A 21,190-nucleotide genomic window follows, 5' to 3' on the forward strand; every position below is an offset into this window, starting at 1 on the left:
TCTTCCGATCTAAATCTTCTCGATGTGCTCCATCGGATCGTCCGTTTCAAACAACTCAAACAAAGATTCATCGCGGATTAAACCGGCTTTCAGCGCCTCGACCAGACCGTTGTTGATATGCCGCTGCGGCAAAGTGGCCAGTACGTCCGGATCGATCAGTACCATTTTCGGCTGCCAGAACGCGCCGACGCAGTTCTTGATGCCGTCCAGATTGATCGCGACTTTCCCGCCGATGCTGCTGTCAATCTGCGACAGCGTCGTCGTCGGGATGTTGATAAACTCAATCCCCCGCATATACGTCGCGGCGACAAACCCGGACAGATCGCCGATCACTCCGCCGCCTAAAGCGACGATCAGATCTTTGCGGGAAAACCGTTCTTTCAGCATCCGCCGCAGAATCTGTTGGTAGACTTCCATGCTTTTAGCGCCTTCGCCCTGAATCACGCGTTCAACATAACCCTGGCCGCATTGCGCCAACACACGCCGGGCATATTCCTCCGGCACCCCCTCGTCCGTCACGATCATCACCTTCCGGTGACCTTCAAGATACTGTCCCACCTGATTCAGAAGTCCCCGCTGAATCAGAATCGGATAGCTCTTGTCTTTGAGATTGACTGTGATTTTTTTCATCATATTAACTTCTCCCCTCTCACACAACCTGCAAAAAAACCGTACAGGCTTATCCTGTACGGTTCAGCATTTCTTTTCGCATTCCCCTTCAGAATTAGCCTGATTTCAAATCAAAACGGGCTAATGTCCAAAGTGAACCAGCCCTCTATCTAAAGGTAAAATAAAAGTAAGAAGAACTCGGATGTTCAATTTTTTCGCAGATATTTTTCAGCATACTCAACACCTCGATGTTTTTACTATATCACAATTCGATTGAAATGCAATCTTTTTCTGAAACTTCAATCCTTTGTTACAACCTGAGAAAACGATTATTTCACAGATCCCAAATCCAGATAATTAAATTTAACGCCGCTTACTTCCTTTGACGTAATCTTTCCGGTAAAAGTAGTTCCTGAAGAATTGCCGATGGGATTCTGATCTTTATCGTATTCATAGACCACCCCTTGAACTGAATCTCCTACTTTCATATCCGAAATTCCATCAAAAATATAAACGGAATACGTGCCATTGTTATTTTTCATAACGGTGAAATCAAAGTTATCGGCATTTAAACCATATTTCTCCGCGATTCTCTGCTTAAATCCTTTTCCAAAGTTCGGCCCTGTAGAGTCCAGCTGACCGGTTTTATTGCTTCCATAAAATTCACTAACTGCCATTTCCAACATATCTTTGGAATAATTCCCCAGAATCTGTTGTTCTGAACCGCCGTGCTTGGAACAGGTGATTGAAAATTTACTTGGATCCACAGGATCAACCAGAACGGTGATTGTTCCGCCAGTGGGACATAATTTTTCATGATCTCCTAATTTCTCGTCAATCGCATCCTCAGCGGATTTCTTGGTAAACGGTTTGTCACCTAAAGTATATTCCATGACCATGATTTTATACGCGTTGGCCTGATTGGCGTGGCAAACTGTATCTGACGCCGTTTCGGTAAAACCTGTCAGTTTCGGTACCAGCATCAACATCAAAAGCACTAAAATCGCTACAACGACAATCAATTCAATTAATGTAAAACCCTTTTTCCGCCGTTTCATCGTTTATCCCTGCCTTATCTTGTTTCCGACGATCAACATTGTCGGAACTCCATATTCATTATATCATTACAGCTTCAATAACCGAATCTTTTTGTCTTGTAGAAATCCAGAGTTTTAAGCCGCAGAGGTCAACTTTTTTATCATCTCTGTATAAATTTGCTTCAGCTCTGCCTGTTCCGCTTCGCTCATCGGCGCGGCATACGGATCGTGTGAATCAACGGTCGCGATGTGATTGGCCGCGACCCGGCCGTTAACAATCAACGCGACGTCCGGCACATAAAACCCTTCTTCGCCTTCCTCGTCCCTCAGCAGCCAGCCTTCAAAAAGCGTCATGATCTTTTCAATCATCGCTTCCGAGTAATTTTCAGGCTTGCTTGTGTCGACATAATAAACAACTGCGCCGTTTTCCTTGGCCGCTTCATTTAAAACCGGCACTGCTTCGATACACCATGGACAATTCGGCTTGCCATAATAGATCATGAACGATTCGCCCTGTTCGATTTTTTCCAACGAAGCTTCCAGACTGATTTCAACGAAAGCATTCTGCTCATCCGCGAAGCCTTCATAAGCGCTCAGGTCTGCGGGCTTGTCGTTCAGCGTCTGATCGGGAGTCGCCATTGGCGAAGACGACGATGTCGGCGTCTGTTCTATTTCCGGCGAAGGCGTAAGGGACGGCATGGGTTTCACTTCCGGCGCACCGGCGCATCCGCTGAGAATCAGCGCGCTCAACAGGATCACAATTTTTCTTCTCATAACAGTTCTCCATTAAACGCCCGTTTGTAGCTGCCCAGAACTTTAACCTCCAGACAATGCTCGCGAACCTCGGCAATCGCTTCCTGCGTCTTTGGCTGAAGCAGACTGCCGTCGAAATCAATATAGAAGCAATACTCAAACATCCGTCCGCGGATCGGCCGGGATTCCAGTTTCAGCATGTTGATGCCACGCTGGGCGAACACGCGGATGACCTCGTACAACGCGCCCGGTTCATGATTGACCACGAAATACATGCTGATCTTATCTGCCTCCTGGACGGCCTGTACGCCTTTTGCCACGCAGAAAAAGCGCGTAGTATTCAGCTGATTATCCTGAACCCGTTCTTTTAATATAGGCAGATGATAATATTCCGCCGCCAGCCAGCTCCCCAGCGCCGCTTTCGACGGATCCTGGCACTGCGCCACATATTCCACGCTTTTCGCCGTATCCTGATAGGTCACCGGTTTGATCCATGGGTGCGCCGCAAAGAAACCGGAACATTGATCAAGCGGTTCCGGATGGGAATAGACCTCGCGCAAATCCTCGATTCTGGTTCCCGGCAGACCGATCAGCTGTTCGTCAATCCGCACTAAAATTTCACCGACTGCGAAAATATCGCTGTCCTTCAACAAATCATAAGTCCGATAAATAATTCCCGTCGTCGTATTCTCAACCGGCAGCAGCGCGTAATCAATCACGCCGCTTTCCACGTCGGCAATGATGGATTTGAAATTGGTATAATTGCATGCTTCGAATGCTCTGTCCTTAAAAAATTCCTGAACCGCGATCTCACTGAAGGTGCCGTGCGCTCCCTGATATCCCACTTTTATTTGTTTATTCATGTTCATCCTCCGAAGTGGTTTTATTGTATCATACTTTTTTCCGCTGCGAAGTCTGGATTTGAATTGCCTTGTGCTTTTCGCTATAATGAATGCATGAAAAAACAAGCTTCTTCTTTCGATAAAACTGAATTGCTGGGCGGCGTATTATTTCCATTGTTCACGTTATTTCTGATCCTGCGCGACGACCCGCTGAAAACCAATCTGTCCTGGATTGGAAACGGCCTGGGTTATCGCCTGCTGATCTTGATCTGGGCTGTGGCTGGCGCGCTTGTTTTCCGCGCGATGATCCGTGCGTTGGCAGAAGCCCTCCATGTTTCATTAAAGCGCCGGGAGGATTTAACGTTTCTTCTGATGGTGCTTTCGATGGTCGTGCCTTATCTGCCCGAAACATTTCCTCTTCTGGCGCAGCTGCATGTCCTGATCAGCAACCTTGCCTTCATTGCGTTGAATCTCTTAATCCTGCGTGTCTTCTATCAAGGACAAAAACGGCGCTGGTCGTTAGGCCGCCGGGGAATGGAAATGACCGCAGTGATTCTGGTCATCTGCGCTTTGATCTATATGCGCTTTCTCAGCGTCAATTCCCTGCTGGAAATGTTTTATACCACAGCGATGGCCTGGCTGCTGCTCAGGACACGCCGTCAATGCGCCGCTTAGCTTCAGAGAATGAACAAGAAGCTTTTGCGCTCATCAAATGCCAAAGCTCCAGCGTACCCACGCCCTGCATCAGACTCTTTTTGAGTCTTTTTTTATGATGCCAATAAGGGCTGCGGAGTCTGTTGAGGCGGACTGTCTTTGCCGCTGAGCCTTATTCTTGAATCCCATCGAACCTGAAGATTATAATAAAGACAAGCTCAATCTCAGCTATGAAATAAGGTGAATGTTGTGGAAAGCAAAGAATTTTATACCATCACAGAGTTTGCAGAGATGTTTAATCTGACTCGGCAAACATTAATTCATTACGATAAAATCGGTTTATTCAAGCCCGCCCGGATCAATCAAAGCGGCTATCGTATCTACACGCGGGAACAAAAGCCGAAAATGATCGAGATCATGCAGCTGAAAGATTCAGGCATGTCTTTGTCCGACATCATGCGGGTGATGGAAACAAAAAGCGCTGATTCCATTTTATCCATTTTTGATGCGCAGATCGCCAAGCTGGATGAACAAATTGTTCAATTCCAGATGAACAAACTCATTACCCACCACCGGAAAATGTATTATCAATCATTATTTGGAAAATATGAACTCAATAAAATATTTATAAGTGAAGAAAAAGAGAGAACCGCATTTTACGCACCTTTCGATTTATCCCTGGATGAGGACCCGATGATCGACGCGGCCTACCGCCGGTGCGTAGAATTAACGCTTCAGTATGCGAACGTCCAGTTTCAGGGCTGCGGGATCGTATTCCGGAAAGGCGCATGTCACAGCGACGATCCTTACCGCGGCAGCGGTGTCTTCTTCATGATCGACAATCTTTCTGCCGATCATCCGAATCTGATTACGCTTCCCGGCGGGTTAAAGATTAAAAAATATTTCTATGGCAATCCCGGACAGTTTGATCTTATCTGCGACGTCATGCATTATATTGCGGACCATCATTACGAAGTAACCGGCAGTCTGGTTTTTCATAATATCGTTGAAAATCATTATATCGTCGGCAAAAATGATTTAAGCCTTCTGGAAGTCCCGGTTCGAAAACTTGATTTTGAAAAATAAGACGCACATTCTTATAAGCGTTGCGCCTGCAATCAGTACAGCCCTTTTACGGCTGTACTTTTTTATCAGCAGCAGTTCATTTTAGAAAAAAAACTTGTTCAAAGTGATGTCAGCCTGACAGAAAGGCCGCTTCGATATCCAAGACCTGGAAAAAAAGATTCAGTAAACTTGATTATTCAAAATTTAACAAATTGAAATAACTTGACTGTATTGCAGCAATACAGTTTATCGTAAAAAGCACAGGATGCTTATAAGCATAGGAGGTAACAGACAATGAAAAAATATTTATCCTTGTTCTTAGTCTTGGCGTTGCTTGCAGGATGCAGTGCACCTGCGGAAAAAGAGCCGGCAAAAACGGCAGAAACAACGCCAGCCGCAGAAACCAATGAAACGGAAAAGGAAATGACGACGCACGGAACGTATATCGTGAATAATACGACAGGCGAAACAATTACTGAACTGTATATTTACAAGACCGGTTCAGAAGACAAAGGCAAGAATTACGCTGAAGGCGGTCTTGCGGATGGACAGAGTGTGACGATTGAAGTCGAAGCGGAAAAAGAGGAAGCCGAAGGTTATGCACAGACTTTGGAATTTATCAACGAGAGCGGACATGTTGAAAATAACTTCCAGACACTTCATCTTGAAGACGTCACCATCAACCTGCTTGCGGAAGGAGCGGACGCTTACACGTCGGCAACGCCGTTCCAGTTTGTCACTGGCGCTAATTAAGTTTTTATCCGGTAATGAAAAAGAAGCGGAAATTTACAGGTTGGCTGTACTCTTCCGCTTCTTTTTTTATTGTCCTTTACAGCTTTTATGATCTCTTTTTTTAAAGCCTTGTCTGTCGATTTCTCATTTTCGCATTGATTTTCCGCTAAGACAGCGCTTCCCGCAAGCTCTGACAGGCATAATCTGCGGCCTGGGCAGCGGTAATTTTCAACTGCGGGTTAGTGATCTGGAAGCAATATGCCTGCATGACGCCGATCAACACAAAGCGCTGGTATTCCCGCGGCCGCTGCGGCTGAATCCATCCGTCACCCTGCGCCTGATCCAGCAATAAATCAATCAAACGAATCATCTGGCGCATAATATTTTCCATCGTTTCTTCACTGACATATTGTTTTAGTTCCCGCTTGCCGACGCTGGACAGCAGCGTCTGAAACGGCGAAAACTGGCTCAGTGCTTTTTCCATCGCCGCCAGGATCTGACGAAAGCCGGCCTCGAAGCCCTGATCGAATTGAAGCAGGCCGCAGAAGCTGTCGAATTCCTTATGGAACGTATACAACAACGTTTCCCGGATAATTTCCTCTTTTGAAGAAAAGTATTCGTAACAGGTACCCTTGCCGATCCCGCTGGCTTCAGCAATTTCCGAAACCTTCAGCTCATTGAGCGAGCGGCCCTGCTGAACCAGGCTGATCACGCCGAGATAGACCTGAGTCTTTTTCTCCTCACTCATGCGCCGGTTCTGCCTTTGCTTTTTTGCGGTCCTTGCGGCGGCTTGTCACTTCGATCATGATCGGCACGACAAACAGCGTCAGCACCGTGGAATAAGTCAGACCGCCGATCGTGACGATCGCCATGCCCTGCATCATATCGCTGCCGGTACCGATTCCCAGCGCCATCGTCGTCATCGCCAGAATCGTCGTCAGCGCTGTCATCAAGATCGGACGCAGGCGGGTCCGGCCGGTTTCAATGATCGCCTCGCGGGTGGCATAGCCTTGTTCCTTCAGCTGGTTGGCATAGTCGATAAAGACGATGCCATTGTTGACAACGACGCCGCACAGCACCAGAAAGCCCAGCATCGCGACGATGCTCAATTCCTGACCAGTGATCAACAGGCCCAGGAAACCGCCGGTAAAGGCCAGCGGGATCGTAAACATGACGATAAACGGGGATAACAGGCTCTGGAACTGAGCGACCATGATCATGTAGATGAACGCGATCGCCAACAGAATCATCTGGATCATCGTGACCATCGTTTCCATAATCGTCTCATTTTCACCGCTGAATTCCAAGCTCACCGACTCCGGCAGTCCGCTGGTATCCAGCTGCTTCTGTACTTCCCGGCTGACGATTGTTATGTTGTAGCCCTCCTTGATCGTGCCGCTGACGTTGACGAAGCGGCGGGAGTTCTCGCGGTAAATGCTGTTCATGCCAGTGCCGTTTTCGATGTCGGCAATCCGCCACAGCTCGACTTCCTTTTCTTCCTGATTTTCGGTTCCCTTCAGCTTCATATCCTGCAGGTTATCCAGCTGGGTTAAGGAAGCGGCGTCCTGAACGATGACGACCGGATAGTCCTTGTCCTGAATCGCCAGAGTCGTGCTGGTCGTTTCCTCTTTAATACTCGAAGCGACGCTCTGATAAACCTGCGCTACGGTCAGGCCGTATTTCATCGCTTCGTTTTTATCGACGATGACGCGGACTTCCTTGACCGGATCCTGCTGGCCGTCGTCCACGACGTCGATGCCGTCGATCTGCTTCAGCTGATTGCCGATCTGGATTGCGGCCTCCTGCAGCTCGTCCAGATCATCGCCATACAGCGTCATCGCGACGCCGCTGCCGCCCAGCACGCTTAAATCCATATTGCTTGTGGAAACTGCCGCGTCAACAGGCAGATCCGCCAGAACCTGCGGGATTTCCGCTTCCATTTTTTTCGTATCGGCTTTCTCTTCCGTGATGATATAGAAAGTCGTGGAGGTCTTGCCGCCTCCGCCCATCATCGTGGACAGGCCGCTGCCGCCGCTGGTAACACCGACGGTTTCGACGCCTTCCACCTGCATCATCCGTTCCATGACCTGATCGTACATCGCGAAGCATTCCTGATCGGAAGCATCCTCATTCTGCATCGTTACGCTGACCGACATCTGGCCGGAATCCATCGTCGGAATCAGCGTCATCCCCATATTCATCACGCCGATCGTACTGAAAACTAACAGCGCGATGACGCCGCCCATGACGATCAGCTTGTGACCCAGCGACCATTTCAACAGCCCGGTATACCCGCTGACCAGCTTCTCAAAGAAGCCGTGCTTCTTTTCATTCTGCTTTTTCAGCATCTTGCTGGCAAGCATCGGCACCAAAGTTAAGGCGACGATCAGTGAGGCGAGCAGCGAGTAAGCGATCGTCAGCCCCATATCGACGAACAGCTGACGGGCCAGACCGGTCGCAAACACAATCGGCAAGAAGACGCAGACCGTCGTCAGCGTCGAAGCGATGATCGCTCCGGCAACCTGTTTGGCGCCTTCAATCGCCGCGTCGATCAAGCCGACGCCCTCGTTGCGCATCCGGTAGATGTTTTCAATAACAACAACGGAGTTGTCGACAAGCATCCCGACGCCTAACGCCAGGCCGGACAGCGAGATGATGTTCAACGTCACGCCGCTGAAATACATCAGCACCATCGCGAACATCAGCGAGATCGGAATGCTGAGGGCGATGATCACCGTCGGCTTGAGATCGCGCAGGAATAAGATCAAAACGATAATCGCCAGAATGGCGCCGTACAGGAAATTCTCCAGAACGGAATTGACGATCATGTCGATATAGACCCCCTGATCCATCAGGGTTGAAAAATGCAGACCTTCATATTGCGTGCCCAGCTTGTCAAAGGTTTTATGCAGGGCTTTGCAGACGTCAGCGGTCGAGGCGGTCGAGCTTTTCTGGAAGGAAAGCATGATGCCCGGATTGCCGTTGACGCGGGTATATAATTCTTCGCTGTTATCAACGATCTGGACGCTGGCCAGATCCTTCAGCCGGACTTCTTCCAGCCCGTCGATATCCATTGACATAAGAAGCAGATTTTCCACTTCTTCCAGAGAAGCGAACTGATCCCCGACCTTGATCAGCAGCGAATCGTCATTGGAGGCGATATAGCCGGCCGGCATCGAGAAGTTTTCCGCCGTCAGCATCGTCGAGATCATGCTCGGCGAAAGGGCTTCGGAAATATTCGCTTTTTTCAGCGCTTCATCACGCGCGTCGGCAATCTGTTTCAAGCCGTCCTCAATCTGCGTCTTGGCGGATTCCAGCGTCGTCTTGGTCGTGGAGATCGTCATTTCGCCCTTGGTGATCTCACCGGCCGCGGTCAGTTTGCCGGATTCCAGCTTGGATTGCAGGCTGTTGAGGTCGGAAACGTCGATCCCGGCCTGAGTTAACATACTGCTGGCCGCCTGCTTCACGCCCTCGGCCGTCGCGATTTCGATTTCAACATTGCTTAACTTGACCTTCGCATCGTCGTACTTTCCTACCATCTCTTTCATGGCGTCTAAATTGGACGAAAGCGCATTTAAAGGGGTTAAAATTTGATCTATAGTTGCTACAGCGTTTGACAAAGCGGCTTTAACCTCTCCATAATTTGTTATTTTAGTCAAATTAACTTTAAATTGGCTTAAAATGAAAGTTATTTCCTCAGGTAATGGCTGATCAGCTAACGAAGTATCATCTGATATTTCATTAATAAGAATTTGATAGTTTGCAAGTGCATCTTTACTTTGTGTCAACATAGCAATTTTTGCAGGCAAACTTTCTAGATATTCTATTAATTCCTCATTTGTAGCATCTGGATTATCCGGAACCTGTGTTCTTAACTGATCCACACCGCTGACGATCTGTTCAAAGGCCGCCTTCTCCGCTTTCAGCTGGATGATCTGCGAATCCATCGCGATCAGGTTCGTCGCCGCCTGTTGCAGCTGGACGGAAGACTGCGCCAGTTTGTCATAAGTTTCATTTTTCGTATTGGACAATTCTGATTCCCCATCGGCGATTTTCTGCAGACCGTCGTTGACCTCCTGCAGCTTTTCCCGCAGCTCCCGCTCCGACTTGGCCAGCTCGGAATCAACGCTGTCCAGCACCTTGTTGTTGATCTGGTCGATCTTGTCATGATTGAGCACGATCTGCACAGTTTCTTCCAACAGCCCGGTCGGATCGACAGATGCGACACCCTTGGTCTTTTCCAGCTCCGGCACGACCTTCTCATTGACAAAGTCGCTCAATCCCTGCAGGTCATGACCATCATAATCTGCCGTTGCCATCATGATCGGCATCATGTTCGGGTTAATCGCCATCAGCGTCGGACTGGAAATCGTTTCATCCAGATAGCCCTTCACCAGATCGATCTTGGCGTTCAGATCGAGCATCGCCGTGTCCATGTTGGTATCATCGGCAAACTCCAGAATAATTAACGATAAATTGTCCGAAGAAATCGAACTCATATTCGACAGGTTTTCTGTCGTGCTGACGGCGGATTCCAAAATCCGGGTCAGACTGGTTTCTACTTTTTCGGCGCTGGCCCCCGGATACGTCGAATAGATAACGACATAGGGCAGCTCCATTTCGGGCAAGAGGTCAGTTGTTGAATTCATAAATGAAATCACGCCCAATAACAGGCACATAACCACGCCCACAATTACAGTATAGGGTTTTTTAACACTAAACTTAGAAAACATAGGCCTCTCCTTTTATCCGACCGACTGGTCGGTCACTTCGCTATTGTATTCCTTTCCGCTTAAAAATACAATCAACAAACAGGAGAAATTATCGTTTTCCAAGCTTTCCAACCGGTCTTTCTTACACAATGACCTTTGCTTCTGATCGTAACGAACAGAAACAAATTTATCCAGAAGTCGGATCGATACAATTTTCCGTTTTCTCTTCCATTCCGCTCAAACTGCGCAGTAAAAAAGGATTCAGGCACATCTTGCGAACAGGAAAATCCATTTCGAATGCGGCCTGATTTGCCAAGCTGGAAAATGGTTTTCAATGATCTCCGCTTATTTCAAAGAAAGTCTTGATCAGATTTGCGTCTTTTCATTATTGAAGCCTCAGTAAGTACGCATGCCTGCACTGCACGTTTACATTCTTCATCAAGGTATTCGCAGGTAAAGAAATATCATTTTCCGATCTTTTAACGAGGCGGCGATACCTTCTGTAAAGCAGTCCATGAACCTGAAGTCCGTTGTCCTTATTCCTTACATGCCAGAATATCCAATTTCTCATCACAAGAAAAAGAAGCGTCGATTTCTTACTCAGTTCAGGGCAGACATGGAATTTCCATACAAAAAAGCAGGCAGAATAATATGTTATCTAACGCTTCATCCTGCCTGCCTATTTGATCGTTGTCCAAATTCGAGTAAGAACCGCGCTTCCCTCTGCGCTTCTTTTCTGGTTTCTGACTTCAAGTTTTCCTTGCCGCTCAAAACTCTGGGAATTGATTTAAATGCTTAACTGTCTCAGGCTTCGACCGGATTGTCGTCCTCGGTATTCGCCTCCAGCAGCTGTGCCGATTGGGTCGGATCCAGCTTATCGACTGCCTTCAGTTTACGCTGAATCATCCGCGTGCGCGTGCCGACAAGCTTGTCAAGTTCATTATTCGCCTGATTCAGCCGCTGCTGGGTCATCGCCAGCACATCGTGGAACTTGTCGAATTCGGTTTTTACCGCGCCCAGAATTGTCCAGACCTCGCTGCTGCGCTTCTGGATTGCCAGCGTCCTGAAGCCCATCTGTAAGCTGTTGAGCAGCGCCGCCATCGTGCTGGGTCCGGCGATGTTGATGCGGTAATCCCGCTGCAGCGTTTCGACCAGTCCGCGTTTAACGACTTCGGCATACAAGCCCTCAAAGGGCAGAAACAGGATTGCGAAATCGGTCGTGTAGGGAGGCTCGATATATTTATCGTGAATGTCCTTGGCGAACGAACGGATCCGCTGCGACAGTACGTTGACCGCCTGCGTCACCGCTTCCTGATTGCCTGAATCATAGGCGTCCTGCAGATTGGCGTAAGCGTCCGCCGGAAATTTGGAGTCGATCGGCAGCCAGACCGGCTGATCGTCATCGCCCGGCAGTCTGATCGCAAACTCGACGACGTTTTTGCTTCCCGGCACCGTTGCAACGTTGGTGGCATATTGTTCCGGCGACAGAATTTCTTCGAGGATCGCGCCCAGCTGGATTTCCCCGACGATGCCGCGGGCCTTGACATTGGACAGCACTTTTTTCAGATCACCGACGCCGACCGCCAGCGTCTGCATTTCTCCCAGACCCTTATAGACCTGTTCCAGACGGTCGTTCACCAACTGGAAGGACTGCGTCATTTTGTCTTCCAGCGTCTTCTGCAGTTTTTCATCAACGGTCTGGCGCATTTCATCCAGCCGGCGGTTGTTGTCCTGCTGGATCGCAGTAAGCTGCTTTTCTATCGTCTGGCGCATGTTTTCCAGTTTTTGTTCGTTGCCGGTTTCAAAGGTTTTCAAACGGTTTTCCAACACGCTGAACTGGTTGGCCATCGCGGTGTTGAGCGTATTCTGCTTCTCTGAGAGCGACTGGCTGATCTCGGAGAACTTCCGGCTTTGCAGCTCGGAAATCTGCTGCTGATTGGAGCTTAGCAGCGCGCTTAAAGATTGCAGCATTTCACGCTGGGCCGCCTGCTGCTGCAAAACACTGTGATTCATCGCGTCCAGCTTCTGACTTTCCGCCTGAAAAGCAGTCTGCTGATTGGCGCTCAGCATTTCACCGACCAGCCGCACGGCGTTCTGCGCGCCATCGACGATTTCCTGCCGGCTCTGCCGGTCCTGTTCCGTCAGCGTTGTCTGCAGCACAGTCAGTTTCTTATCGAAATCCTGCGCTTCAAGCTTTGCCAGTCGGCGGTTGAGGGCGGTCAGCTGAATCCCGCAGAATAACGCCAATCCGGCGGCGATGGCTGCCAGAATGAATATCCCTGTTTCCATGTTTGTTTCCCCCGCTTTCTCATGCAAACTGCCGGACTTCGCCGGCAGCTTTCTGATCTTAATTATACACAAAACGCAGTTTGAAAACCACTGCGGTGGCGGAACTTTAATCTTTCACCACAATTAAAATTCCGGTTTCAGCCCGCTGTTACGCAGGCTGAAGTTAAACTTTTTCCTTAAATTTCTTTATTTTTGGCAATGCTGATTCATCCAGTCGGTGATCTCGCGCAGCCGCTTGAAGCGGTGCATCGGCTTGCCGCTGCGGGAAAGTTCATGATTTTCGCCTTTAAACAGACAGGCGCGAGCCTCGACGTTCAGCACTTTTAACGCCGTGAACATTTCCATCGCCTGTGACACGGCGCAGGTATAGTCCTCGAAAGAATGAATAAACAACGTCGGGGTACGGCAGAAATCCGCGTATTTCAGCGGCGAATGATCCCACATCTTTTCCATGTGATCCCATGGCTTGCCGCCCTGGTGCAGATCGTCGTCATAGCTGATCCCGGAAGTACCAAAATCGCTGATCCAATCGGCGATACTGCGCTGGCTGGCCGCCGCCGCAAAGCGATGGGTATGCGTGATGATCCAGTTGGTCATATAGCCGCCATAGCTGCCGCCGGTCACGCCTAAGCGCAGCGGGTCAATCTGCGGATTCTGCGCCAGAATATGATCAGTGAATTCCATGATGTCTTCATAGTCGATCGTACCGTATTTCAGCCGCAGATCGGCAAAGGCATCGCCATAGCCATCCGAGCCGCGGTGGTTGCAGAAGAACACATAATACCCTGCGCTCGCCCAGACCTGCATTTCATGGATCAGCAGTTCGCCATAGGTCGTACGCGGCCCGCCATGGATGTCAAGAATCGCCGGATAGGTCTGATCCGGCTGCCAGCCGACCGGCTTGATCAGCCACCCGTCTATCGTCTGCCCCGCGGCGTTGACAAAGCCCGCGTATTCAACCGGCTGAACGGCCTTATCCTTGAGACACTGTTCGCTGATCTGTGTGCGGCCGGTGACCGCACCTGTCATGTCGGCCGTATAGACTTCCTGCAGCCGGCCGGGTTCCATCGCGCAGAACACAAAACCGGATTTCGTGATGTCAAAGCCGCTGACAGCGCCGTTGAACTCGACCGCTTTTTCCACCCGGTCCTCGTGCAGCCGCATCAGTTCCGTACGATAGCCGATCGTCGATGTAAAATAGAGCACGCCGTTGTTCAACATGAATGTTTTGCCTGATCCGTAACGAACGTCGCTGTTGACGCAGCCGCCGATGGAATATTCGTAATCCAGCACTTTGCGGACTGCTCCGCTCGTTAAATCGCAGCGGTAGAAATCGCAGCTGGTTCCGTTGCCATAAGCCTGCATGTCCGTCGCCATGAACATCAGTTCATCGTTTTCCGCAGCGATCGCGCCAATCCGCAGCTGTCCCTGCGGCACAAGCGTGCGCGAAGTCTGCTTTTCCAGATCGTAACAGACCAGTTCGGATGTTTTCGGCTGGACGTCGCGCCAGTTTTTCCCGGTATAGATCACCTGATGACCGTTGACGATCACCCTTGCGCAATCATAGCCCTGCGGCGTAATCCGCAGGTGCCGGCCTGTGCATTTATTCCAGATCAGACAGCCGCAGCGGTCTGAGTCGATGAATCCGGCGCCGTTGGCGACAAACGGGACTTCGTGCAGAATCACATAGTCCTGCGCGTCGTCGAGTTCTTCCTTTGCCGTGGTTTTGGGATCCAGGGCATGCAGATTTTCCTGAATTTTTAAAACGACCCAATCGCTGTCCGCTACCGGCGTCATCTGCACCACGGCATAAGGGACTTCAAAGGCTTTCTGAGCCTCGCCCTGATTCAGCGTCAAGCGGTAATAAACAGTTTTCTGTTCATTGGGTTCCGGTTTGTCCTGCGGCTTGCGCTCCGCCGCAAACAGGATTGTTTCTTCATCCTCAAAACAGAATGACGAAACCTGACCGTCGCTGATCAGCGGCTTCAGCTGCATCGTTTGCGGATCGACTTCCATCAAGTTGGTACGGTAGCTGTTTTCCGCCTTGTCCATCTGAGTTTGCAGGCACAGGACATGCGCTCCGGAAGCAGCCAGACTGTGCACGAAACGATAGTCTGTTAAGTCTTGAATTTGTATTTTTTCCATGTTGTTTCCCACCTCACTATGAATTGGTTACAGGATACCGCACTTTCCGTTCCCCGGCAAGTCCTTTCCGATTTTTTGCCGCCATGCCCCAAGCACTGTGCGGAATTCGTTTTCATCCAGACGCGCGGAAGGCCGGGCGACGACTCGGGCGGCCATTGCGTTAGCCAGATCCACCGAAACTGCCAACGGCCATCCTTGTTTCAATCCCGCTAACACGGTTCCTGCATGACAATCGCCGGCGCCGATCGTGTCCACAACTTCACTCTTGACCCCCGGAAGCGCTTGATAATTGCCATCCGCTGAGCAGCATACCGCGCCCAGTTCACCCCGGGTGATGATCACGGCGCTGCCGAAGCGGCCGCGCAGCGTTCTCGCTGCCGCTTCAACTGACTGGTTCCCGCTTAACCAGCAGGCTTCCGCTTCGTTAAGATGCAGGATCGGCCGGCATGCTTCGATCGCCTGCCAGCGCGAAGAGTCCAAATGCATGAGCCGGGCTCCTGGCGCAAAGAAAACCTGCGGTCCGGGATGCTCACGCAGCCATTTCAGCATTGCCAGCCCGGTCGGTTCCTCCAGTTCAATCCCGCAGACATACACGTAATCCAGCTGCGCCGAATCCAGATCTGCCAGCCATTCTTCGCAGAAGCCATATTCCGCGCCGTGCGTGGACAAAAATGTGCGCTCGCCGCTGTCTTCCACCAGACACAGGCAGCAGCCGTTATCCCATCCCTTCACCACGATCGCCGGCGACAGTCCCTCCTCGCTTAAAAGCTTCCCGGTTATCTGGCCGAAAATACCGTCGCCGGTGGGCGAACAGTGAAACAGCGGCAGCCGGAACAGCCGCAGCATCCGCGCTGCGTTGTACGCACAGCCGCCCAGCGCCATCGTCATGGAGCGCGTATTGATATCCTCCTGGGTTACCGGCAGATGCGGTACCCGGACGATCATGTCGATCACGGTTGATCCCAGTATCAGTGTTGTTTTCATTTCCCTGTCCCCTTATTTTTTTCCGTTGGTTTTATCATACCACGCCGATCCGCAAAACGAACGGCAACCTCACAGAATTAAAAGAAGAAGTGAAAAACAGGTCCGAGACAGCGAAATAAAACGATATATGGAAACGCATCAGTAAAAGACGCAGCTGTTTTTCCCCTGGCGCTTGGCCTGATACATCGCCGCGTCGGCTTTCAGGAATAATTGCCGGTACGTCGTTCCCTGCGCGGGAAAGAAGGCGCAGCCAATACTGCAGGAAATTTTCGGCAGCGCAGCCGGCGCCTGACGCAGATGCTGCAGCTGCTGGCGAATGTGATCCAGACGCGCGCCGACCTGATCGCGTGTGCCTGCTTCCTGCAGTAAAACGACGAATTCATCGCCGCCGATCCGTCCGACCAAATCCTCCGGCGCAAACAGAGCGCGGATCTCGGCCGCCGTCCGCCGCAGCGTTTCATCGCCGCAGTCATGCCCATATGCATCGTTGATCTGCTTGAAATTGTCGATATCCATCACCGCCAGCGTCATGCTTTTTCCCACCGGAGCCTGCCGCAGCGCTTCCTCAATCAGCTGCTGAATCTTAAATCGGTTATATAATCCGGTCAGACAGTCCTGATGGGCCAGATGGCGCAGCCATTGGAGCTCGCGCCGCTGCTGATCCATATCGCTTAACAAGCCCAGAACTCTGACCGGCTCACCTTGCGCATCCTTTTCCAACGTCAGCTCCAGCCGATACCAGCGAATGCCTTCCTTTCCGCATTCCAGACTGAGATCCACAGTCGGAACCAGATTCCCCCGCTGCAGCTGGCTGCGGATTTCCGCAATCTGAGCGGCGGAGGGAGAACGTCGATGGCTGTCAGGCAGATCCTGAACCTGTCCCACAAGCGAAGGCTGGAAATGAAAATGCGCAAACCAGTTTTCTGACACCTGCAGCGTATCCTGACGGATATCCCACTCCAGCCAGAATTTCCGCGTTTGCATCAGGAGTTGTTCCAGAGGGGCGGACCGGCTCTTTTCCAGACTACGATTTTTATTCACTGCCGGTTCTTCAACCAGCGTCAGATGGACAAGCTGATCCAGAAGTACGTCGATCACAAGCAGATACCGCAGTGTTTTTTCTTCGCAGAGAACCTGTCCCTGCTGCAGCATCAGCTGCCCGGAAAGCATCTGGACCCTCGGATTGCCGCGGACGGTAACCGGCGGTTGTTCCCGCAGCCACCTCGCGGCCACTTCCCGGCCATAAATTTCAAGATCACCGCTCAGGATAGCTACTTCCGGCCGCAGCCGATGGTGAAGCTCCGTCAGCTTTCCCATTTTGATCAGCTGCATTAATTCTTCTAAAAAACAAGCGTTTCCCTTCATCAAAATTCCACCTCGTATCAGATTTATTGTAGTGGCTGATTGCGACGAAGATTGTCGAATTCTGCTGCGCGCGGACCGCTGAGCGCATTGCGGCCCTTTTTCAAATGGAGGACGAATAGCTTCAAAAGCCGGACTTCCTGCATTCATACGGTTATTCTTTAAATTTAACCCTTTTTTGAGCCCTTGTCAGGAATCTGTAATAAATTGTTAAGCTGCACTTCATTTCCCTGACCAACGGATATGATATAGTAAGATCAAGAATAAAAGAGCGTCTGGCGCTTATGCTGAAAATAAAAGGAGGGATTCCCCAATGCCAAAAAAACTGACTGCACTCTACAAGTTAGCCGCTATTCTGATCGTGATCGCCTCTGTTTTCTATTTTTCATCCGGAGCGCTGAATCAAACGCCGAATTTAAACGCTCCGAACATGCCGCTGTCGCAGATTTTAATTCCTGACTGATCTCTGATTCTCTGAAAACGCCAAAGTGGAACGTCCTCCCTGCTTTCTGATCTGCGGCGTTTTTTTTGTGATTTCCGCTTTTTACATGAATAAAGAGAATGATCCCGGTTTGTATGAATTTATTCCGCCGCTTTCGGTTCGAGGATCAGCCGGCGGTTAGGATAATCCAGGCGCCAACCGCGGCCTGCCAGCACATCCGCGCCCAACAAGCCGGCGACAGCCTCCCCCTGTACGGGATATAATGGGCGGTTGATCACCGCTATGCCGTCAAGGATGATTTTTGCATTGCCGATCCGCAGAGAAAGCGCCGGCAGCCGGCGCGCGGGAACCTGCGTTGAACCGTCGACGCCTGTCAGCGTTTCAAATTCCAGCGGCAGCGAATCGGGCAATCCTTGATCGAGCAGGGGGCCGCCTGTAGTATCGGTATTGCCGCTGTCAAATCCCCAGCGCATGAGCTGCCCTTCTGTTTCCGCCTGCACCATGGGCATATTATCCCAGCCGATCAACTCCTGCTCAGCACTTGGATCCGCAACCGAAGGCCTCACTGACAACCGCTGACGTTTCTCATCCCATTGCCAGCAACATAATTGAAGGACGTCCCACCCCAGCAGTCCGTCGATTTTTACGCTCTGTCCGGCCGCCAGCTCCAAGTCGAAAGCCTCATCCCTCAGCACCATCCAGGTCTGATCCATTACCAGAAGCGGCCCGATCTGTACGGTCTCCGCCCGCCATTTTTCTGCCTGAATCCGCCCCAATCCGCTGCCCCCGCCAACGACTTGTTCATGCAGCGACCGCAGATTGGCCGCCTCGGCGATGGATCTGCGCACAGCGCTGCAGGAGGCGCCGGTATCAAACAGAACCACTGCGGGATAACCCTGAATCAGAATCGGAATCGGAAGTACGTTGGGTAAGCCCCGATCAATCCGGGTCAGCACCGGACCTGCATCCTGCCATATCAGTTTCATCATTTCACCTGCTTTCTGCTTTCTGCTTTCTGCTTTCTGCTTTCTGCTTTCTGCTTTCTGCTTTCAGTATACCAAAAAGAAAAAGCAGCGGCTGCTTTTCGGTCAGAATTATAAAGTTTTTGATTATGTTCGTTGATCTGACAAAAAAGAATTGACTTGGAGTGAACTTCAGGCGTTACAATAAAGCCACGGGGAAACGAACTACCCCGTCTGCAAAGTAAGGGAGGCACATCCAATGGAAAAATCTAAGGTCTATTTTACCAAAATCATCACTCCGGAGAAAATGATCGAAATGGAAGAAATTCTCGGCCGGCAGCTTAAAGGCAAGGTCGCGGTGAAGCTGCACAGCGGCGAAGTCGGCAACCAGAACTTTCTGCGTCCGGAATTCATGAAACCGGTGATCGACAAAGTAAACGGCACGGTCGTGGAATGCAACACCGCTTATGAAGGACAGCGCAATACGACGGAAGCCCACTGGCACACAATGGAAAAGCATGGCTGGTCCAAGCTGTTTTCCGTCGATATTCTCGACGAAGACGGCGATTTGGAATTGCCGGTGAACGGCGGAAAGGTAATCCAGAAAAACTTTGTCGGCGATCATCTGAAAAATTATGATTCCATGCTGGTGCTGACGCATTTTAAGGGCCATCCGATGGGCGGTTACGGCGGAGCGCTGAAAAATATTTCGATTGGCCTGGCGTCCAGTTATGGTAAAGCTTACATCCATGGGGCTGGCGTCGCGGAAAACATCTGGACCGCGGATCATGATCAGTTCCTGGAATCCATGGCCGACGCCGCAAAGTCAATTTTGGATTATGAAAAAGAAAACATTGCGTTTATCAACGTGATGTGCAACATGTCGGTCGACTGCGACTGCTGCGCAAAAGCGGAGGATCCGAAGGTCAGAGATATCGGTATTCTGTCCTCACTCGATCCGGTTGCACTGGATCAGGCATGCCTCGATCTTGTTTATCAGTGCGAGGATCCGGGAAAGAAGGATTTAATTGAAAGAATTGAATCCCGCCATGGAATTTATACTATCGAAGCGGCGGCCGCGTTGGGGATTGGCTCGCGTGAATACGAACTGATCGACGTCGATCATCTACAAAAGTAAACCCTTGAAAGCTTAAACCTGAAAAGAGGAACTCCGGGATTAGAAAGCGCATGTTTCGTCTGGCGCCCCACCTGGAAATTCCTCTTTTTTGATTAGGCGTGCTGTTCGTCCATCAGCTGATTCCATCGCAGAACGGAATTGACGGACGTTTCCAGCCAGTAAAGAAAACGGGTGCCCGGCAGACGCGGTTCGCGCTTTTGCATCGTCTGGACAAGCGGCGCGCCATCTGCCGCATTGTGCCACAGATCGACAAAGATTGTATCGGCCTCGCCGGGTTTCAGACGATCCACCACAGCGAAAGCGTCGTCATGGATGATTGTTAATTTTTCAGGATTCTCCCATTGCGGCAGGATCCAGCGGGTAAACCAGGCGATCACCGCCGCTTCCTTCTCAACCACAACAATTTGTTCAACGTCTGCTTTGCGTGAAAGGTGATAAGCGAAATAACCCAAGCCCAGTCCGCAAACCAACACTTTTCCGCTGGCTTGTTTCAGCAGCGGCCGCATCGTGTTGATCTCGCTGGGAATCACGCTCATCCATTCAACGCCATTCTCATAAACACAGGGATAACGGTATTCCGTATCGAAATAGCCCAACTGCGGACATTCCGCCCCGGTTTCATCCACGCGGTAATCGTCATAGATCAAAATTTCAAACGGCTGATAGCATTCCCAGCGCACCGTCCAGGCGCCTTGCGTGCTGTCCGGGAAATGAATGTTGCGCAAATAGGCGTCAGCTTCATAGTCAGCCGCGGACAAGTGCCGGAATCCCGGCTTGAAATATTGTTCGGCCAGCATGCGGTGCTGGGGATTTTCGTCAAGATCCAGCCCTGCGATAATACAAAAGAGAGTATAGACGGCGTCTGTCTGCGAGAGTCCGCAGCCAGAGCACAGGGACTCCACCATTCTCCGCTCAATGGCGCAGGGATTTTCCTGCAGATAATCGGCAACGAGTTGGGTCATCGCGGAATTGAGTTTCATCCGCTTAACTTGTTGATCTGTCATTGTGTTTCCTCCTGCATTATCATCCGCCTGTTTCAGTTCAGCCCAGTCCGTTGCTTCTGCCGTTTTTAATAAAAGGGAGAGAGCCAGCTGCATTTTGGTTCTGCTTTCTGCTTTCGAATCTCAACACTGTTATCAGTTTCTTGACCTGAGATGTAATTCACTTTAGCTAAGATTGCAGCAACGTACAGCGATCAGCCGGGGTCGCCGGGCTCATTCGGAATCCTTCCGCGCTTTGTCTGCCGTTCATTTCACTTTGTCCCCGATAACAAAAAAACCTGTCCAGCGACAGGATTTTTAGTAAGTGGTGGTTCCAGCCGGGATTGAACCGGCGACACATGGATTTTCAGTCCATTGCTCTACCAACTGAGCTACAGAACCATTGGTTGCGGGGGAAGGATTTGAACCAACGACCTCCGGGTTATGAGCCCGACGAGCTACCAGACTGCTCTACCCCGCGATA

General features: G+C 50.5%; 17 protein-coding genes and 2 tRNA genes. 5 read left to right on the forward strand and 14 right to left on the reverse strand.

Annotated features, from left to right (window positions below; genetic code table 11):
• Positions 1-9 precede the first annotated feature (9 nt).
• The 4 genes from AC5OW4_RS08860 to pheA form a co-directional block, all read right to left on the reverse strand.
• Positions 10-633 (reverse strand): 3-dehydroquinate synthase family protein, encoded by a 624-nt coding sequence (locus tag AC5OW4_RS08860; protein WP_493676894.1) that lies wholly within the window; start codon positions 631-633, stop codon positions 10-12.
• A 305-nt stretch (positions 634-938) separates the two neighbouring features.
• Positions 939-1,667 carry a prepilin-type N-terminal cleavage/methylation domain-containing protein gene (locus tag AC5OW4_RS08865; RefSeq protein WP_195395806.1) on the reverse strand — a complete coding sequence of 243 codons (729 nt, stop codon included), beginning with the start codon at positions 1,665-1,667 and terminating at the stop codon, positions 939-941.
• A 114-nt stretch (positions 1,668-1,781) separates the two neighbouring features.
• Positions 1,782-2,420: a thioredoxin domain-containing protein gene (locus AC5OW4_RS08870; RefSeq protein ID WP_195395807.1), complete on the reverse strand. Its 639-nt coding sequence runs from the start codon at positions 2,418-2,420 to the stop codon at positions 1,782-1,784.
• A complete protein-coding gene (gene pheA / locus AC5OW4_RS08875) occupies positions 2,417-3,262 on the reverse strand; it encodes a prephenate dehydratase (protein ID WP_295770962.1) in 846 nt (281 codons plus the stop codon). Before pheA ends, AC5OW4_RS08870 begins: the two co-directional genes overlap by 4 nt.
• Positions 3,263-3,355: 93 nt before the next feature.
• Here pheA and AC5OW4_RS08880 point away from each other — a divergent pair, with 93 nt between their 5' ends.
• From AC5OW4_RS08880 to AC5OW4_RS08890, 3 genes are all read left to right on the forward strand, one after another.
• Complete coding sequence (locus AC5OW4_RS08880; protein ID WP_295770959.1) at positions 3,356-3,916, forward strand: hypothetical protein; 561 nt, start codon at positions 3,356-3,358, stop codon at positions 3,914-3,916.
• Between the two features lie 228 nt (positions 3,917-4,144).
• A complete protein-coding gene (locus AC5OW4_RS08885) occupies positions 4,145-4,981 on the forward strand; it encodes a MerR family transcriptional regulator (RefSeq protein WP_072684902.1) in 837 nt (278 codons plus the stop codon).
• Between the two features lie 273 nt (positions 4,982-5,254).
• Entirely contained in the window at positions 5,255-5,713 is a 459-nt protein-coding gene (locus AC5OW4_RS08890) for a lipoprotein (RefSeq protein ID WP_072684901.1), read from the forward strand.
• Positions 5,714-5,858: 145 nt separating this feature from the next.
• On the opposite strand, the gene AC5OW4_RS08895 is transcribed toward AC5OW4_RS08890, so the two are convergent.
• From AC5OW4_RS08895 to AC5OW4_RS08920, 6 genes are all read right to left on the reverse strand, one after another.
• A complete protein-coding gene (locus tag AC5OW4_RS08895; RefSeq protein WP_295770955.1) occupies positions 5,859-6,440 on the reverse strand; it encodes a TetR/AcrR family transcriptional regulator in 582 nt (193 codons plus the stop codon).
• A complete protein-coding gene (locus AC5OW4_RS08900; protein ID WP_493676895.1) occupies positions 6,433-10,425 on the reverse strand; it encodes an efflux RND transporter permease subunit in 3,993 nt (1,330 codons plus the stop codon). The genes AC5OW4_RS08895 and AC5OW4_RS08900 overlap by 8 nt, the downstream gene beginning before the upstream one ends.
• Positions 10,426-11,208: 783 nt before the next feature.
• Positions 11,209-12,693 (reverse strand): DNA recombination protein RmuC, encoded by a 1,485-nt coding sequence (locus AC5OW4_RS08905; protein WP_195395812.1) that lies wholly within the window; start codon positions 12,691-12,693, stop codon positions 11,209-11,211.
• A gap of 186 nt (positions 12,694-12,879) precedes the next feature.
• Positions 12,880-14,838, reverse strand: a complete 1,959-nt coding sequence (locus tag AC5OW4_RS08910) for an alpha/beta hydrolase family protein (protein WP_195395813.1) — start codon at positions 14,836-14,838, stop codon at positions 12,880-12,882.
• A gap of 27 nt (positions 14,839-14,865) precedes the next feature.
• The gene (locus tag AC5OW4_RS08915) at positions 14,866-15,822 is read right to left on the reverse strand and encodes a carbohydrate kinase family protein (protein WP_195395814.1); all 957 of its coding nucleotides are present in this window, start codon (positions 15,820-15,822) and stop codon (positions 14,866-14,868) included.
• 138 nt (positions 15,823-15,960) lie between these two features.
• The gene (locus tag AC5OW4_RS08920) at positions 15,961-17,187 is read right to left on the reverse strand and encodes a GGDEF domain-containing protein (RefSeq protein ID WP_195395815.1); all 1,227 of its coding nucleotides are present in this window, start codon (positions 17,185-17,187) and stop codon (positions 15,961-15,963) included.
• 310 nt (positions 17,188-17,497) lie between these two features.
• Here AC5OW4_RS08920 and AC5OW4_RS08925 point away from each other — a divergent pair, with 310 nt between their 5' ends.
• Positions 17,498-17,647, forward strand: a complete 150-nt coding sequence (locus AC5OW4_RS08925; RefSeq protein WP_159432807.1) for a hypothetical protein — start codon at positions 17,498-17,500, stop codon at positions 17,645-17,647.
• Between the two features lie 119 nt (positions 17,648-17,766).
• Here the strand turns inward: AC5OW4_RS08925 and AC5OW4_RS08930 are convergent, their stop codons facing one another.
• A complete protein-coding gene (locus AC5OW4_RS08930; protein ID WP_295770319.1) occupies positions 17,767-18,612 on the reverse strand; it encodes a retropepsin-like aspartic protease in 846 nt (281 codons plus the stop codon).
• A gap of 235 nt (positions 18,613-18,847) precedes the next feature.
• Between AC5OW4_RS08930 and AC5OW4_RS08935 the strand changes: the two genes are divergently transcribed.
• A complete protein-coding gene (locus tag AC5OW4_RS08935) occupies positions 18,848-19,726 on the forward strand; it encodes a DUF362 domain-containing protein (protein ID WP_072684892.1) in 879 nt (292 codons plus the stop codon).
• Positions 19,727-19,818: 92 nt separating this feature from the next.
• Here AC5OW4_RS08935 and AC5OW4_RS08940 read toward each other — a convergent pair whose 3' ends face one another.
• The 3 genes from AC5OW4_RS08940 to AC5OW4_RS08950 all read right to left on the reverse strand — a co-directional run bounded on the left by AC5OW4_RS08940 (position 19,819) and on the right by AC5OW4_RS08950 (position 21,187).
• A complete protein-coding gene (locus AC5OW4_RS08940; RefSeq protein ID WP_139248630.1) occupies positions 19,819-20,730 on the reverse strand; it encodes a polyamine aminopropyltransferase in 912 nt (303 codons plus the stop codon).
• 302 nt (positions 20,731-21,032) lie between these two features.
• A tRNA-Phe gene (locus tag AC5OW4_RS08945) sits at positions 21,033-21,108 on the reverse strand.
• Positions 21,109-21,110: 2 nt separating this feature from the next.
• Positions 21,111-21,187 (reverse strand) — tRNA-Met (locus AC5OW4_RS08950).
• Between the last annotated feature and the right edge of the window lie 3 nt (positions 21,188-21,190).

The sequence above is a fragment of the Holdemania sp. genome (genome assembly GCF_986127675.1).

Bases quoted from the DNA above. Each gene is read 5' to 3' on its own strand.
- AC5OW4_RS08860 (WP_493676894.1), bottom strand. From the start codon at position 633: ATGATGAAAAAAATCACAGTCAATCTCAAAGACAAGAGCTATCCGATT.
- AC5OW4_RS08865 (WP_195395806.1), bottom strand. From the start codon at position 1,667: ATGAAACGGCGGAAAAAGGGTTTTACATTAATTGAATTGATTGTCGTT.
- AC5OW4_RS08870 (WP_195395807.1), bottom strand. From the start codon at position 2,420: ATGAGAAGAAAAATTGTGATCCTGTTGAGCGCGCTGATTCTCAGCGGA.
- pheA (WP_295770962.1), bottom strand. From the start codon at position 3,262: ATGAATAAACAAATAAAAGTGGGATATCAGGGAGCGCACGGCACCTTC.
- AC5OW4_RS08880 (WP_295770959.1), top strand. From the start codon at position 3,356: ATGAAAAAACAAGCTTCTTCTTTCGATAAAACTGAATTGCTGGGCGGC.
- AC5OW4_RS08890 (WP_072684901.1), top strand. From the start codon at position 5,255: ATGAAAAAATATTTATCCTTGTTCTTAGTCTTGGCGTTGCTTGCAGGA.
- AC5OW4_RS08895 (WP_295770955.1), bottom strand. From the start codon at position 6,440: ATGAGTGAGGAGAAAAAGACTCAGGTCTATCTCGGCGTGATCAGCCTG.
- AC5OW4_RS08900 (WP_493676895.1), bottom strand. From the start codon at position 10,425: ATGTTTTCTAAGTTTAGTGTTAAAAAACCCTATACTGTAATTGTGGGC.
- AC5OW4_RS08905 (WP_195395812.1), bottom strand. From the start codon at position 12,693: ATGGAAACAGGGATATTCATTCTGGCAGCCATCGCCGCCGGATTGGCG.
- AC5OW4_RS08910 (WP_195395813.1), bottom strand. From the start codon at position 14,838: ATGGAAAAAATACAAATTCAAGACTTAACAGACTATCGTTTCGTGCAC.
- AC5OW4_RS08915 (WP_195395814.1), bottom strand. From the start codon at position 15,822: ATGAAAACAACACTGATACTGGGATCAACCGTGATCGACATGATCGTC.
- AC5OW4_RS08920 (WP_195395815.1), bottom strand. From the start codon at position 17,187: ATGAAGGGAAACGCTTGTTTTTTAGAAGAATTAATGCAGCTGATCAAA.
- AC5OW4_RS08925 (WP_159432807.1), top strand. From the start codon at position 17,498: ATGCCAAAAAAACTGACTGCACTCTACAAGTTAGCCGCTATTCTGATC.
- AC5OW4_RS08930 (WP_295770319.1), bottom strand. From the start codon at position 18,612: ATGAAACTGATATGGCAGGATGCAGGTCCGGTGCTGACCCGGATTGAT.
- AC5OW4_RS08935 (WP_072684892.1), top strand. From the start codon at position 18,848: ATGGAAAAATCTAAGGTCTATTTTACCAAAATCATCACTCCGGAGAAA.
- AC5OW4_RS08940 (WP_139248630.1), bottom strand. From the start codon at position 20,730: ATGACAGATCAACAAGTTAAGCGGATGAAACTCAATTCCGCGATGACC.